The following is a 13262-nucleotide window of genomic DNA, read 5'->3' on the forward strand; positions in this document are numbered from 1 at the left end:
CAGCACGGCGGGCAGGCCCAGGAGTGTCGCCTCCAGAAAGAAGGTAGCGTAGCCCTGGGCGGCCACCACCAGCCCGCCGAATCCGCTCAGGAACTTGCCCGGCAGCGTCATCAGCGACGAGAACAGCGCGTACTGGGTCGCGGTATAGGCCTTCGAGGTCAAGCTCGACAGAAAGGCGATGAACACCGCGCTCGCCAGACCGTTGGCGAGGTTATCGCCGATGATCGTCACCACCAGCATCGGCACCCGATCGCCCATCAGGGCCAGCGCCGAGAACAGCAGATTGGTGATCATCACCAAAGCCGCCCCCGCGATCAACAGCGGCCCGATGCCGTAGCGCACCACCAGAAGCCCGCCCAGAATGCCGCCGGCGATGCTCATGGCGATGCCGAAGATGTTGGTGACGGTGGCGATGGTCTCGAGCGAGAAGCCCAAGTCGATATAGAGCGGGTTGGCCATCGAGCCCATCGCCAGATCGCTTATGCGAAACACCGCGATGAACAGCAGAAGCCCCAGCGCCTTTACGCCGAAACGGCGAAAGAAATCCAGGAACGGGCAGACCACCGCGCCCAGCGCCCAGGCGCCCAGGCGCCGGTAGAGCTTGGACTTGCCGCGACTGCCACGCAGAAAGGCGCGCACGCTGGGTTCGTGGACGAGCTGCAGCCCGAGCGAGGCGCGGGCCGGTTCCGGGCGAATCAGCACGGTCAGCACGCCCACGCCCATGAGCAGCGCCATGCACAGGTAAGCCGCCGACCAGGAGACGTGCGCGGCGATGTAGAGCGCCCCGGCGCCGGCGGCGATCAGCCCCAGCCGGTAGCCGATGATGTAGCTCGACGACAGCGCCGCCTGCAGGTCGTCGCCGGCGGACTCGATGCGGTAGGCGTCCACGGCGATGTCCTGGGTGGCCGAGCCGAAGGCCACCAGCAGCGCAAAGGCGGCCACCCAGCCGAGGTTACCGACCGGATCGACCCCGGCCATGCCGACCAGCCCCGCCACGATCAGCGCCTGGGCGAGCAGCATCCAGCCGCGGCGCTGGCCGAACAGGCGCGTCAAGCCCGGCAGCGCCAGCCGGTCGACCACCGGCGCCCAGAAGAACTTGATCGAGTAGAGCATGCCGATCCAGGCGAAGAAGCCGATGGCGGCGACCTCGACGCCGTCGCTTCTAAGCCACGCCGAGAGCGTCGAGAACACCAGCAGAAAAGGCAGCCCCGCGGAGAACCCTAGAAACAGCATGGTGACGACCGGCGCGCAGAAATAGACCAGCAGCGCGCTGCGCCAGCTACGCTTCGGGGTGGGGATGGCCATGAACATCGAACTCCAGAAAGAAACCGGTCATCGAAAACCGTGTAAAAACGCGCGGATGATAGACTAGTGCCGCATCGAACCACCAGCTTACCGGAGAGGAGTTTTGCATGTCGATTGCGCCCCACCAGGTCGTGCGCCTGCACTACGTATTGAGCGACGTCCAGCAGGACGGCACCAAGGCGCCGCTGGACGATTCCCGCGCGCGCCAGAAGCCGCTCGAGTACCTGCATGGGCATGACAATATCCTGCCCGGGCTCGAACGCGCGCTCGTCGGCAAGGGGCCGGGAGACGTCTTCAGCGCCACCCTGGCACCCAGCGATGCCTACGGGCGGCGTGACGAGGCGCTGGTGCAGTGGCTCAAGCGTGATGCCTTCGGCAGCGCCGAGCTCGCCCCGGGCAGCCGCTTTCAGACCGAAGGCGAGGCCGGCCCGCAGATCGTCACGGTGCTCGAACTCGAGGGCGATCGGGTGCGGGTGGATTTGAACCATCCGCTGGCCGGCCACACCCTGCACTACCGGGTCGAGGTGCTCGAGGTGCGCGAGGCGACCCGCGCGGAGCTCGCCAAGGGGCACCCGCTGCCGCCGGGCACCGAGCACGCCAAGGTCGAGGACCGCAAGGTGCTCTAAACGGCGGGAAGATGACCGGGATCAAGGTTTTCTGGCGTGAAGTCGCTAGAGTGGAACCTGCTTAGTCAGTCAGCGCTCGTCAGCGCACAGGACTGCTTTGTCAGGGGAGAAGGCGCAAGCCTTCGATTCAGCCGGCCGGGGGGCCGGCTTTTTTTTGGCTGCAAGATACGCCTAGCGCCAGTGGGCCTGCCAGGCGCGCAGCACGCGCTCCGGGTACCAGGTCTGGCCCAGGCTTCCGTTGTAGCGGGCCAGCGCCCGGGTGAAGTCGCCGTTCTCGACGGCCAGGTAGTGGGCGAGGATCGTGCAGCCGTAGCGCAGGTTGCGGTGCGGGTCGGTCAGGTCGTCCAGGGGCAGGCCGAGCTCCGCGACCCAGAAGGGCATGATCTGCATCAAACCCACGGCGCCGGCGGAGGAGACCGCGTCCGGCTTGAAGGCGCTCTCCACCTCGATCAGCGCCAGCACCAGCGCCGGCGGAAGCCCCGCCAGCTGGGCTTCCTGGTAGAGGCGAGCCAGAAGCGCCTCGCGATGCTCGGCACTTGCGATGAAGCGGGAGAGCGGTGCGTGCATGCGCGCCTGGAAGTGGCGCAGGTGGTGGTGATCGACGCCACCGCCCGCCTCGAAGGTCGGGCGGTGGGGAGGTTCGGCCCAGCCGGGCGAAAGCGCGAGGGCAAGTCCCAGTGCCGCTCCCTGAACGAGCCGACGCATCATGCCCGCCTCACGCCCGGCCAATAGCGCCGATCAGGCGCCGCGGCGTTCGTTCAGGAACGCGACAATGTTCGCCTGCTTGACCATGGTGGCTTCCGTGTCGCGACGGCCCTTGTACTCGAGCTCACCGTTGTCGAGCCCCCGGTCGCCGATCACGATGCGGTGCGGCACGCCCATCAGCTCGAGATCCGCGAACTTGACCCCCGGGCGGGTGTCGCGATCGTCGAGCAGCACGTCGAAGCCGGCCTCGACCAGCGTCTGGTAGAGTGCCTCGGACGCCTCGCGCACGCGCTGGGACTTGTGGGCGTTCATCGGCACCAGCGCCACGTTGAACGGCGCGATGGCGTCGGGCCAGATGATGCCGGCGTCGTCGTGGTTCTGCTCGATGGCCGCCGCCACCACGCGGGTGATGCCGATGCCGTAGCAGCCCATCCACGGATGCAGGGTCTTGCCGCTGTCGCCGAGCACCTTGGCGTCCATCGCCTCGGAGTACTTCCTGCCCAGCTGGAAGACGTGACCCACCTCGATGCCGCGCTTGATCGAGAGCGTCCCCTGGCCGTCCGGCGAAGGGTCGCCCTCGACCACGTTGCGAAGGTCTGCCACCTTGGGCAGCGCCAGGTCGCGCTCCCAGTTGATGCCGAAGTAGTGCTTGCCTTCGATGTTGGCACCGGCGCCGAAGTCGGACATCAGCGCCACGCTGCGATCGACGATGATCGGCATGTCCAGGTTGACGGGGCCCAGCGACCCGAAGCCCGCGCCTGCCGCCGCGCGAATTTCCTGCTCGTCGCCCATGGTCAGCGGCGCGGCCACCTCGGGCAGGTTCTCGGCCTTCACTTCGTTGAGCTCGTGATCGCCGCGCACCAGCAGCGCGATCAGCCCGCCTTCGGCGGCGCGCACGATCAGCGTCTTCACGGTCTTCTCGATGGGCAGGCCGTGCTGCTCGACCAGCGCGGCGATGGTCTTGGCGTTGGGCGTATCGACCAGCTGCATCTCCTGGGTCGGGGCGGGGCGCTCGAGGTCGCTGCCCAGCGGAGCGGCCAGGGCCTCGGCCTTCTCCATGTTGGCGGCGTAGTCCGAGGCGTTGGAGAAGACGATGTCGTCTTCGCCGGAGCTCGCCAGCACGTGGAACTCGTGGGAGCCGGTGCCGCCGATCGAGCCGTTGTCGGCGATCACCGGGCGGAAATCGAGCCCGAGACGGGTGAAGATGCGCGTGTAGGCCTCGAAGATCGACTGGTAGGTCTCTTTGAGGGAGTCTTCATCGGCGTGGAAGGAGTAGGCGTCCTTCATGATGAACTCCCGCGAGCGCATCACCCCGAAGCGCGGGCGGATCTCGTCGCGAAACTTGGTCTGGATCTGGTAGAAGGTGGCGGGCAGCTGCTTGTAGCTTGCGATCTCCTTGCGCACGAGATCGGTGATCACCTCTTCGTGGGTCGGGCCCACGCAGTAGTCGCGGTCGTGGCGATCCTTCAGACGCAGAAGCTCCGGGCCGTACTGCTCCCAGCGACCGGACTCCTGCCACAGATCCGCAGGTTGTACCGCCGGCATCAGCACCTCCTGAGCGCCGGCGCGGTCCATCTCCTCGCGCACGATGCGCTCGACCTTGCGCAGGGTACGAAGCCCGAGAGGCAGCCAGGTGTAGAGCCCCGAGGTCAAGCGGCGGATCATGCCGGCGCGCAGCATCAATTGGTGGCTGATGACCTCCGCATCGGCCGGGGTCTCTTTCAGGGTGGCGATCAGTAGTTGGCTGGCGCGCATGGGCGAGAAGCTTCCTTTAGGGTCGGTAATACCAAAGCGGTTGGCGCTTTCGATGCATTGAGTGCCGGCCATTGTACGGCCAAGCGCCGGGAGCGGCAAAATTAGCGCGGCAGGCGCCAAAGCGTTGACGCGTTTATGCTAGACTGCGCCGCTCGCGGTGGTATAACCGTGGCACATCCTATTCGTTTTGATTGCACAGGGAAGACGCACGATGAAGCAGTTCTTGCAGCGTAGTTGGCAGGGGGCCGTGATCGGCACCCTGGTCGTTGGCCTGAGCGGTTGCGGCACGCTGTTTCACCCGGAGCGCAAGGGGCAGCTCTCCGGCGACGTGGACCCGGTCGTGGCGATCGCCAACGGCGTGGGCCTGCTGTTCTTCATCCTGCCCGGCGTCATCGCCTACGCGGTGGACTTCTCCAACGGCACCATCTACCTTCCGAGCCACACCAGCGCCTCGATCGATACCTTTAAGCTCGATGATTCCCACGATGTCGCCACCCTCGAGAAGCTGCTCTCGGACAAGGCGGGCCAGCCCGTCGACCTGCACGACGAGCTGATGATCATGGAGCCGGTCGAGAGCCTCGACGAGGCGCTGGCGATGGTGCGCATGTCCGGCGTGCTCGACGACGAGCGCCTGGGCCTGCTCTGACACCTGGCGCCGCGGCTAGCCGCGGCGCGTCAAACGCAGGGTGATCAACCCCGCCACCAATCCCCAGAAGGCACTGCCGATGCCCAGCAGCGTGACGTTGGCCCCGGTCAGCAGGAAGGTGACGATCGCCGCGTCGCGCTCGCGCGGGTCGGCGAAGGCGCCGGCAAGCCCGCCTGCGAGCGTGCCGAGCAGCGCGATGCCCGCCAGCGCCGTGACCAGCGCATCCGGCAGGGCGTTGAACAGCCCCGTCACCGATGCCCCGAAGATGCCCATCACGATATAGAACACGCCCGCGGCGACGCCGGCGGCGTAGCGCCTTTGCATGTCCGCGTGGGCGTCCGGCCCGACGCATACCGCTGCGCTGATTGCGGCGGTGTTGAGCGCGAAGCCGCCGAAGGGCGCGAGCAGCCCGGTCGCCGCCCCGGTCCAGCCGATCAGCGCGGAGGTGGGCGGCTGGTAGCCCGCGGCGCGCAGCACCGCCACGCCGGGCAGGTTCTGGGTCGCCATGGTGATGATGAATAGCGGAATGCCGATGCCGATCAGCGTTGTGGGCACGAAAGCGGGCAGGGTGAACACCGGCAGTGCCGGTGCCAGCGGAATCTCATCAAAGGCGACCTGACCCAGCGCCAGGGCCACCGCCACGCCGGCCACCAGTACCCCGGGCACGGCCATGGTCGGCCATAGCCTGCGCCCGACCAGCCAGGCGCCGAGCATGGCCAGCGGCAGCAGCCACTGGGTCTGCATCACCGCGAAGAGCTCGAGCCCGAAGCGCAGCAGAATGCCTGCCAGCAGCGCCTGGGCGATGGCCGCGGGAATGAAGCGCATCAAGCGCTCGAAGAGCCCGGTGACGCCGCACAGCGTGATCAACAGCGCCGAGAACATGAACGCCCCGATGGCCTCGGCCATCGGCACCCCGGGCAGGCTGGTGGCCAGAAAGGCCGCGCCGGGGGTGGACCAGGCGGTGAGCAGCGGCATACGGTAGTAGAGCGAAAGCGCCAATGAGGTCAGCCCCATGCCGATGCCCAGCGCCCAGAGCCAGGAGCTGATCTGGGCGGCGCTGGCACCCGCCGCCGCGGCGGCCTGGAAGATGATCGCCGCCGAGCTGGTGTAGCCGATGGTGACGGCGACGAGCCCGGCGGTGATGGTCGAAAGCGAGGTGTCCTGCCAGAGTGATCGGCGACGGGAGGCGGTGGGTGTGCTCATGGGTACCTTCTGCGGCGTTCCTTGTGTGCGTTATAGCGCACATTGACGCTACCATCGTGCGCTAAAACGCACAATGGCCTGGAGGTCATTACCGGGGCCAGCAGGCCCACTTGCGCAATTTCTTTTCGTCACTGCAAGGAGCTTTCATGGCAAGCGATTCGACGCCCATCGCGGTTCACGTCGCGCGAACCGTCAAGCGGCTGCGCCAGGTGCGCGGGTGGAGCCTGGCCCGGGCGGCGCTGGAGACCGGCGTGAGCAAGGCGATGCTGGGCCAGATCGAGCGCGGCGAGTCGAGCCCGACGGTGGCCACGCTATGGAAGATCGCCAGCGGGTTTCGGGTCTCGTTCTCGACGCTGTTCGATGATGGCAAGCCGCTGCCTGACGAGCCGCGCCGCGACGAGGCCGCCCCGGTATGGGGCGAGGACAGCGCCGGCATGCAGGCAAGGCTGCTGTTCCCGTTCGACCCGCTTCTCGGGTTCGAGATGTTCATGATCGAGCTCGCCCCTAAGGCGCTGAGCGAGTCGGCACCTCACGCAAGCGGCGTGGTGGAGCATATCGTGGTGGTGGAAGGGGTACTGGAGCTGCGGATCGACGAGCGCTGGCAGCGTCTCGAGAGCGGCGAGGGGCTGCGCTTTCTCGCCGACCGGCCCCACGCCATGCGCAATCCCGGTATGGGCCGGCTGCGCTTTCACGATGTGATCCACTACCTGCCGGGAGCGGCCTCGGAGACTTGAGCGCGCAGCCAGCGAATTTCCTCCGGCCAGTTCTCCGGTTCGACGGTCTCGAGGATCAGCGGGATGTCGTCGGTGCGGGCGTCCTGCATCAGGGCGGTGAACGCCTCGAGGCCGATGTTGCCCTTGCCGAGGCCGTGGTGGCGATCCACGCGGCTACCGAAGTCGCTCTTGGCATCGTTCAGGTGCATGCCGCGCAGGTACTCGATGCCCACCACGCGCTCGAGCTCGTCGAGCATCGCTTCGGCGGCCTTCGCGCTTCTCAGATCGTAGCCCGCGGCAAAGGCGTGGCAGGTGTCGATGCACACGCCGACGCGCCGCTTGTCCTCGACGTGCTCGATGATGGTGGCGAGATGGTCGAAGTGCCAGCCCAGATTGGTACCCTGGCCGGCGGTGTTCTCGATCACCGCCGTGACGCCGGCCGTTTTCTCGAGGGCCAGGTTGACCGACTCGGCGATGCGCAGGAGGCAGTCGCGCTCGCTGATCTTCTTCAAAAAGCTGCCCGGGTGGAAGTTCAGAAGCGAAAGCCCCAGCTGCTCGCAGCGCTGCATCTCGTCGAGAAAGGCCGCGCGGGATTTCTCGAGTCCTTCGCTCTCCGGGTGGCCCAGGTTGATCAGGTAGCTGTCGTGGGGGAGGATCTGAGCCGGGCCGAAGCCGTGCTCCCGGCACGCCGCCTTGAACGCCGCGATGGCCTCGCTTGTCAGCGGCTTGCCCTGCCACTGGCGCTGGTTCTTGGTGAACAGGGCAAAGGCGTTGGCGTCGATCTCGACGGCGCGGAGAACGGCCTGGTCCGGACCGCCGGCGGCGCTGACGTGCGCACCGATGTACTTCATGGCAACTTCCCGATGTCGTTGGGTTCCCCGCTATTATGCGCGGTCACGGTGATCGAGAAAACGCTTGAACGCCACCGGTTCGTCGGTGATCGCACAGGTCACGCCCCAGCGCCAGCGGGGCTCGAAGGCGGCCGGGTCGTTCGGGGTGTAGCACAGCACCTGGTAGCCAGCCGCGGCCATCGCCTCGGTCTGGGGGCGCTTGAGCCGTGCCCAGTCCGGATGCACGCTGTAGGCGTCGACGTCCTCGCACATGGCCTGCCACTGCTCGGGCACCGCGCCGAACAGCACGCCGAGTGCAAGGGTCTTCGAGCTTGCGAACTCGCGGCAGCGGCGCAGCGCCTCGAGGTCGAAGGAGGAGACGATCAGCCGATTCGCCGGTATTTTCTCCACCAGCATGGGAAGTACCGTATCGACCAGGGCGATCGCATCGCGCCCCTTGTTCACCTTGATCTCCAGGTTGACGCCCATGTGCAGCTCGTCGAGCAGGGTGAGCATTTCGTCGAGTGTGGCCATGCGCTCGCCGGCGAACTCGTCGCCGAACCAGGCGCCGACGTCCAGCTGCTTGGCGGCCTCGAGGTCGAGGTCCTTGAGTTCGCCACGGCCATCGGAGCAGCGAGCGGCGTCAGCGTCGTGCCAGATGACCGGCGTGGCATCGCCCAGAAGCTGCACATCGAGCTCCACCCAGGTGGCGCCGGCATCGAAAGCGGCGCGCACGGCGGCCAGGGTGTTTTCCGGGGCGGCGGCGGAGTAGCCGCGATGGGCGACGAGCGCCGGGAGAAGAATGCCGGGATGGGTCATGGTGCGTCCGTTCATCGGGTTCGGGAAATGGGTCAGTCTAGCACGGCTGCGTGACAGCGCCGTGGCAGCCGGGGGATGACTTGATTTATCCCCGACGACGCGGTTGGATATGAGCCCGAATGTCCCTGGATCGACAACACAACAAGGAGTATGCGTCATGGCCAAGCGAATCGAGTTTGCCACCCCCGGTGGTTCCGAGGTGCTCGAGCTCAAGGAGATCACGCCGGCGGCGCCGGGCAAGGGTGAAGTACGCATTGCCAACAAGGCCGTGGGGCTCAACTTCATCGATATCTACGTGCGCACCGGCCTTTACCCCGCGCCGTCGATGCCCTCGGGGCTCGGCACCGAGGGGGCGGGCATCGTCGAGGCGGTGGGCGAGGGCGTGACCCACCTGAAGGAGGGCGACCGCGTCGCCTACGCCCAGGGGCCGCTCGGCGCCTACGCCGAGGTGCATACCCTGCCGGCAGCCAAGGTGGTGAAGCTTCCCGATGCCATCGACTTCGATACCGCGGCGGCCAGCCTGCTCAAGGGGCTCACGGTACAGTACCTGCTGCGCCAGACCTATGAGCTCAAAGGCGGCGAGACGATCCTGTTCCACGCCGCTGCCGGCGGGGTGGGGTCGATCGCCTGCCAGTGGGCGAAGGCGCTCGGCGTGAAGCTGATCGGCACGGTCAGCTCAAAAGAGAAGGCCGAGCTCGCCAAGGCCAACGGCGCCTGGGCGACGATCGACTATACGAAGGAGAACGTCGTCGAGCGCGTACGCGAGCTGACCGGCGGCGAAATGTGCGACGTGGTCTACGACTCCGTGGGCAAGGATACCTGGGAGATGTCGCTGGACTGCCTGAAGCCCCGGGCGCTGATGGTCAGCTTCGGCAACGCCTCGGGCCCGGTGGACGGCGTCAACCTGGGTATCCTCAACCAGAAGGGGTCGCTTTTCACCACCCGGCCGAGCCTCAACGGCTATGCCGATACCCGCGAGCGCCTCGAGGCGATGTGCGAGGAGTTCTTCGCCATGATCGAGCGCGGCAAGATCACCATCGACGTGGCCAACCGCTACCCGCTCGCCGAGGCCGGCAAGGCCCAGGACGCCGTGCAGGGCCGCCGGACCACCGGCTCGACGATCCTGATTCCCTGAGCCTTCACGCTCGACGCTCAAGAAGCCGCCTTCGGGCGGCTTTTGTGCTTAGCTTATGTGCTCAAGGGCCGTAGGCCGAAATCGATGTATCGAAGGCCGCGTCGAAGAAGCGCTCCTCGATGCGCGTGGCATCGACGAAGGTAGCCCGCAGCGTCTCGAAGTCCCGATCGGCACCCACGCGCTCGAGCTCGCCGCACAGAAACGCTACCCAGCGCACGAAGGCCGGCTCGTTGTGGATGACGATCCAGTCGCGGTGTTCGGCTCGCTCGGGCAGGCACTCTCCGGCGCGCTGGGCCCACTCCAAATAGAGCCACTCCGCCACTACCAGAACGACGAGGATCTCGGCGTAATCCTGGGAGTGACAGGCGCGCTCCATCAAGTCGATGAAGGCGCGGGTAGGCTCGGCCAGGGGCGGCGCTTGCCAGTGCGAGGCGGGTACGCCCAGTGATTCGAAGGAGTCGATGAAGTAGCGGTACTCGCCGCCGGCGAGAACGCTCAACTGGCGGGCGTGGGTCAGTCGCGCCTGCGGGTCGTCGGCGGCGCAGACCGCCGCACCCAATAGGCGCACGAAGGTATCGCAGAAGCGAAAGTCCTGCACCAGGTAACGCGCCATCACGCTGTCCTCGACCTCGCCGGCCAATAGCTGGTCGACGAACCGGTGATGGACCGCGGCGTCCCAGTGGGGCTGGGCGGCTTCCTTGAGGCGCTGGCATAGATCCATTGGAACTCTCCTTGGTTGGGGCCTTGGTTGGGTCATGAAGGGCCCAGTGTAGCCAAAACGACGGGCTCACCGAAAAGTATCGTCCCACGCCTGCAGCGCTGTACGTATGTACAAATATCGTATAATTTGTGCAAAGGCGAGGTTGTTAACCCATGTTGCGTAATTACCCGGAGCCTGGCGATGGCGCTCGCAACGCGCGAGTCGCACCCCCCATGCGCTACAAGGAGAGAGTGCTAAATGACGATGGAGGCTATCGGACTGGCCCCGAGTACGCTGATATTCATCATCCTGGGACTGACGCTGGTCGCCTTCATCTGGGGGCGGTTTCGTTTCGACCTGGTGGCGATGACCGCACTCCTGGCGTCGGTGGTGCTGGGACTGGTGCCGGCGGACGAGGCGTTTCGCGGCTTCGGCCATCCGGCGGTGATCACCGTGGCGGCGGTACTGGTATTGAGCCGGGGTTTCGAGCGCTCCGGCGTGGTCGACATCATCTCTCATCAGGTGCTCAAGGTCGGCGATCGGCTGATGCTGCAGCTTCTGGTGCTGGTGGGTACCGTGGTGGTGCTGTCGGGCATCATGAACAACGTCGGGGCGCTGGCGCTGCTGCTGCCCGTGGCCATGCGCCTGGCCCGCGAAAACGACACTTCGCCCTCGCTTTTGCTGATGCCGCTGGCCTTCGGCTCGCTGCTCGGGGGGTTGACCACCTTGATCGGCACGCCGCCCAACATCATCGTCGCGACCTACCGCGGGGAGCTCACCGGCGAGAACTTCAGCATGTTCAGCTTCTCGCCGGTGGGTATCGCGGTCGCGCTCGCAGGCCTTGCGTTCATCGTGCTGGTCGGCTGGCGGTTCACGCCGCGGCGCAATAGCCAGGCGGGCAAAGGCGACATGTTCGATACCGCCAACTACCTGGTGGAGCTCAAGGTTTCCGAAGAGTCGCGAGCCAACGGGCTGACGCTCCAGCAGCTGCGCGACGAACTCGACGAGACCATCCCGGTGCTGGCCGTGGTGCGCGATGACGACCGCCGGGCAGGCTACTCGTTTCACGGCGTGCTCAAGCAGGGCGACATTCTGCTGCTCGAGGCGGGCCCCGACGAACTCCAACTGCTAGAGGACAAGGTGGGGCTCAGCGCCGTGGCGGAGCCCGAGGCTGCGCATGACGAGGGCGAGGTCAACGCAAAAGAGGCCATGGAGGAGCGTGAGCCGGTCGACACCGAAGGATTGCAACTGATCGAGGCCGTGGTGCGCGGCGACTCGATGATGATCAATCGCAGCGTGCGTCAGCTGCGCTTGAACCACCAGTTCGGCCTGCATCTGGTGGCGGTGGCACGCGATGGCGGGCGCCTCAAGCAGCGCCTGCGCGACATTCGCTTCCAGACCGGCGATGTGCTGCTCCTGCAGGGTAGCGAGAAGGAGATCAACGAGAGTCTGTCGAGCCTGGGCTGCCTGCCGCTGGCCAGCCGCGAGCTCCACCTGGGGCAGCCGCGCAAGCTGGCGCTGTCGCTGGGCATCTTCGCACTGGCGATCGTGGCGATGCTGCTGGATCTGCTGCCGGCGGCGGTGGCGATGAGCAGCGCAGCGCTGGTATCGCTTCTGATCGGGGTGCTTCCGCTTCGAGAAGGGTATCACGCCATCGATGGTCCGGTGATCGTGCTGCTGGCGGCCATGCTGCCGGTCGGAGAGGCCCTGGAGACCAGCGGCGGGGCGGACATCATCGCCAATTCGCTGCTGCATTTCGGTGCCGATTGGCCGGTGGTGGTGTCGCTTTGCGGCCTGTTCACGCTGTGCATGCTGCTGTCGAACATCGTCAACAACGCCGCGGCGGCGCTTCTGATGGCGCCTATCGCGGCGAGCCTGGCAAGCGGCTTTGGCGTGGCACTTGAGCCGTTTCTGATGGCGGTGGCGGTGAGCGCATCCTGCGCCTTTCTGACGCCCATCGGCCATCAGTCGAATACCCTGGTACTGGGGCCCGGTGGCTATCGGTTCAGCGATTACTGGAAACTGGGCCTGCCGCTTTCGGTGGTGGTGATGGCGACGGCGATCCCGATAATCCTTCTCGTATGGCCCTTATCCGGCTAACATCCGGTTTTCGAACCCTTTCGATTTTCAAACTCTTAGCCAGGCGAGCAGGCGCGGCTCGCCGTTCAGAACAATAGGCTCCGCCCATGAATCAGCACCATCGCCAGGATGCCATCGTCGAACTGGTCCGCCAGAACGGCTACGTGAGCATCGAGCAGCTCACCGACCACTTCTCGGTGACGCCGCAGACCATTCGCCGCGACTTGAACACGCTCTCCGACGAGGGGCGCATACGGCGCGTTCACGGTGGCGCGGGCGTGGAATCCAGCACGGTGAACACTGCCTACAGCACGCGCAAGACCCTGCACCTCGACGAGAAGGAGCGCATCGCCCGCTGCGTGGCCGCGCAGATTCCCGATCACGCATCGCTGTTCATCAACATCGGCACCAGCAACGAGATGATCGCCCAGGCGCTTCTGGAGCATCAGGGGCTCGAGATCATCACCAACAACCTCAACGTCGCCGCGATCCTGCAGCGCAAGGAGGATTTCACGGTGATCATCGCAGGCGGCCAGGTGCGCTCCCGCGACGGCGGCATCATCGGCGAGGCGACCATCGATTTCATCAACCAGTTCAAGGTGGACGTCGGTATCATCGGCATCAGCGGCATCGACGAGGATGGCTCGCTCCTGGAGTTCGACTACCAGGAGGTGCGCGTCGCCCAGGCGATCATCGCCAATTCGCGGCGGGTCTACCTGGCCGCGGACTACTCGAAGTTTCATCGC

At 66.1% G+C, this 13262-nt stretch carries 13 protein-coding genes; 6 read left to right on the plus strand and 7 right to left on the minus strand.

The genetic code is table 11. The features are described 5' to 3' along the window. A partial coding sequence (locus BIS11_RS02440) for an MFS transporter (protein ID WP_253585705.1) occupies positions 1-1305 on the minus strand: 1305 nt, incomplete at its 3' end. Between the two features lie 107 nt (positions 1306-1412). On the opposite strand from BIS11_RS02440, the gene BIS11_RS02445 reads away from it, so the two are divergent. Then, positions 1413-1931, plus strand: a complete 519-nt coding sequence (locus BIS11_RS02445; RefSeq protein WP_253424130.1) for a peptidylprolyl isomerase — start codon at positions 1413-1415, stop codon at positions 1929-1931. A gap of 171 nt (positions 1932-2102) precedes the next feature. Here the strand turns inward: BIS11_RS02445 and BIS11_RS02450 are convergent, their stop codons facing one another. Continuing rightward, the gene (locus BIS11_RS02450) at positions 2103-2639 is read right to left on the minus strand and encodes a lytic transglycosylase domain-containing protein (protein ID WP_253424133.1); all 537 of its coding nucleotides are present in this window, start codon (positions 2637-2639) and stop codon (positions 2103-2105) included. A 30-nt stretch (positions 2640-2669) separates the two neighbouring features. Beyond that, positions 2670-4391, minus strand: coding sequence for a proline--tRNA ligase (locus BIS11_RS02455; protein ID WP_253424136.1), 1722 nt, complete (start codon positions 4389-4391; stop codon positions 2670-2672). Between the two features lie 211 nt (positions 4392-4602). Here BIS11_RS02455 and BIS11_RS02460 point away from each other — a divergent pair, with 211 nt between their 5' ends. Next, complete coding sequence (locus BIS11_RS02460; RefSeq protein ID WP_253424140.1) at positions 4603-5037, plus strand: hypothetical protein; 435 nt, start codon at positions 4603-4605, stop codon at positions 5035-5037. A gap of 15 nt (positions 5038-5052) precedes the next feature. Here the strand turns inward: BIS11_RS02460 and BIS11_RS02465 are convergent, their stop codons facing one another. Beyond that, positions 5053-6240: a benzoate/H(+) symporter BenE family transporter gene (locus BIS11_RS02465; RefSeq protein WP_253424143.1), complete on the minus strand. Its 1188-nt coding sequence runs from the start codon at positions 6238-6240 to the stop codon at positions 5053-5055. Between the two features lie 146 nt (positions 6241-6386). Here BIS11_RS02465 and BIS11_RS02470 point away from each other — a divergent pair, with 146 nt between their 5' ends. Continuing rightward, positions 6387-6974, plus strand: a complete 588-nt coding sequence (locus BIS11_RS02470; protein WP_253424146.1) for a helix-turn-helix domain-containing protein — start codon at positions 6387-6389, stop codon at positions 6972-6974. On the opposite strand, the gene nfo is transcribed toward BIS11_RS02470, so the two are convergent. Both nfo and BIS11_RS02480 read right to left on the minus strand, forming a co-directional pair. Next, positions 6944-7804: a deoxyribonuclease IV gene (gene nfo, locus BIS11_RS02475; protein WP_253424149.1), complete on the minus strand. Its 861-nt coding sequence runs from the start codon at positions 7802-7804 to the stop codon at positions 6944-6946. The genes BIS11_RS02470 and nfo overlap by 31 nt on opposite strands. 33 nt (positions 7805-7837) lie before the next feature. Further along, positions 7838-8602, minus strand: a complete 765-nt coding sequence (locus BIS11_RS02480; protein ID WP_253424152.1) for a glycerophosphodiester phosphodiesterase family protein — start codon at positions 8600-8602, stop codon at positions 7838-7840. A 157-nt stretch (positions 8603-8759) separates the two neighbouring features. On the opposite strand from BIS11_RS02480, the gene BIS11_RS02485 reads away from it, so the two are divergent. Beyond that, on the plus strand, positions 8760-9737 hold the full coding sequence (locus BIS11_RS02485; protein WP_253424154.1) for an NADPH:quinone reductase: 978 nt from the start codon (positions 8760-8762) through the stop codon (positions 9735-9737). Between the two features lie 61 nt (positions 9738-9798). On the opposite strand, the gene BIS11_RS02490 is transcribed toward BIS11_RS02485, so the two are convergent. Next, positions 9799-10458, minus strand: a complete 660-nt coding sequence (locus tag BIS11_RS02490) for a TenA family protein (RefSeq protein ID WP_253585706.1) — start codon at positions 10456-10458, stop codon at positions 9799-9801. A 237-nt stretch (positions 10459-10695) separates the two neighbouring features. On the opposite strand from BIS11_RS02490, the gene BIS11_RS02495 reads away from it, so the two are divergent. Both BIS11_RS02495 and BIS11_RS02500 read left to right on the plus strand, forming a co-directional pair. Further along, a complete protein-coding gene (locus BIS11_RS02495; protein WP_253418982.1) occupies positions 10696-12537 on the plus strand; it encodes an SLC13 family permease in 1842 nt (613 codons plus the stop codon). 86 nt (positions 12538-12623) lie between these two features. Next, positions 12624-13262, plus strand: a 639-nt coding sequence (locus BIS11_RS02500) for a DeoR family transcriptional regulator (protein WP_253585707.1), incomplete at its 3' end; no start/stop codon positions are given.

This window comes from Halomonas sp. 707D4, assembly GCF_024158685.1.
In the GTDB taxonomy this organism is placed as follows: Bacteria; Pseudomonadota; Gammaproteobacteria; order Pseudomonadales; family Halomonadaceae; genus Vreelandella.

Coding starts and splice junctions, on each gene's coding strand:
- BIS11_RS02445 (WP_253424130.1), top strand. CDS start 1,413: ATGTCGATTGCGCCCCACCAGGTCGTGCGCCTGCACTACGTATTGAGC.
- BIS11_RS02450 (WP_253424133.1), bottom strand. CDS start 2,639: ATGATGCGTCGGCTCGTTCAGGGAGCGGCACTGGGACTTGCCCTCGCG.
- BIS11_RS02455 (WP_253424136.1), bottom strand. CDS start 4,391: ATGCGCGCCAGCCAACTACTGATCGCCACCCTGAAAGAGACCCCGGCC.
- BIS11_RS02460 (WP_253424140.1), top strand. CDS start 4,603: ATGAAGCAGTTCTTGCAGCGTAGTTGGCAGGGGGCCGTGATCGGCACC.
- BIS11_RS02465 (WP_253424143.1), bottom strand. CDS start 6,240: ATGAGCACACCCACCGCCTCCCGTCGCCGATCACTCTGGCAGGACACC.
- BIS11_RS02470 (WP_253424146.1), top strand. CDS start 6,387: ATGGCAAGCGATTCGACGCCCATCGCGGTTCACGTCGCGCGAACCGTC.
- nfo (WP_253424149.1), bottom strand. CDS start 7,804: ATGAAGTACATCGGTGCGCACGTCAGCGCCGCCGGCGGTCCGGACCAG.
- BIS11_RS02480 (WP_253424152.1), bottom strand. CDS start 8,602: ATGACCCATCCCGGCATTCTTCTCCCGGCGCTCGTCGCCCATCGCGGC.
- BIS11_RS02485 (WP_253424154.1), top strand. CDS start 8,760: ATGGCCAAGCGAATCGAGTTTGCCACCCCCGGTGGTTCCGAGGTGCTC.
- BIS11_RS02490 (WP_253585706.1), bottom strand. CDS start 10,458: ATGGATCTATGCCAGCGCCTCAAGGAAGCCGCCCAGCCCCACTGGGAC.
- BIS11_RS02495 (WP_253418982.1), top strand. CDS start 10,696: ATGACGATGGAGGCTATCGGACTGGCCCCGAGTACGCTGATATTCATC.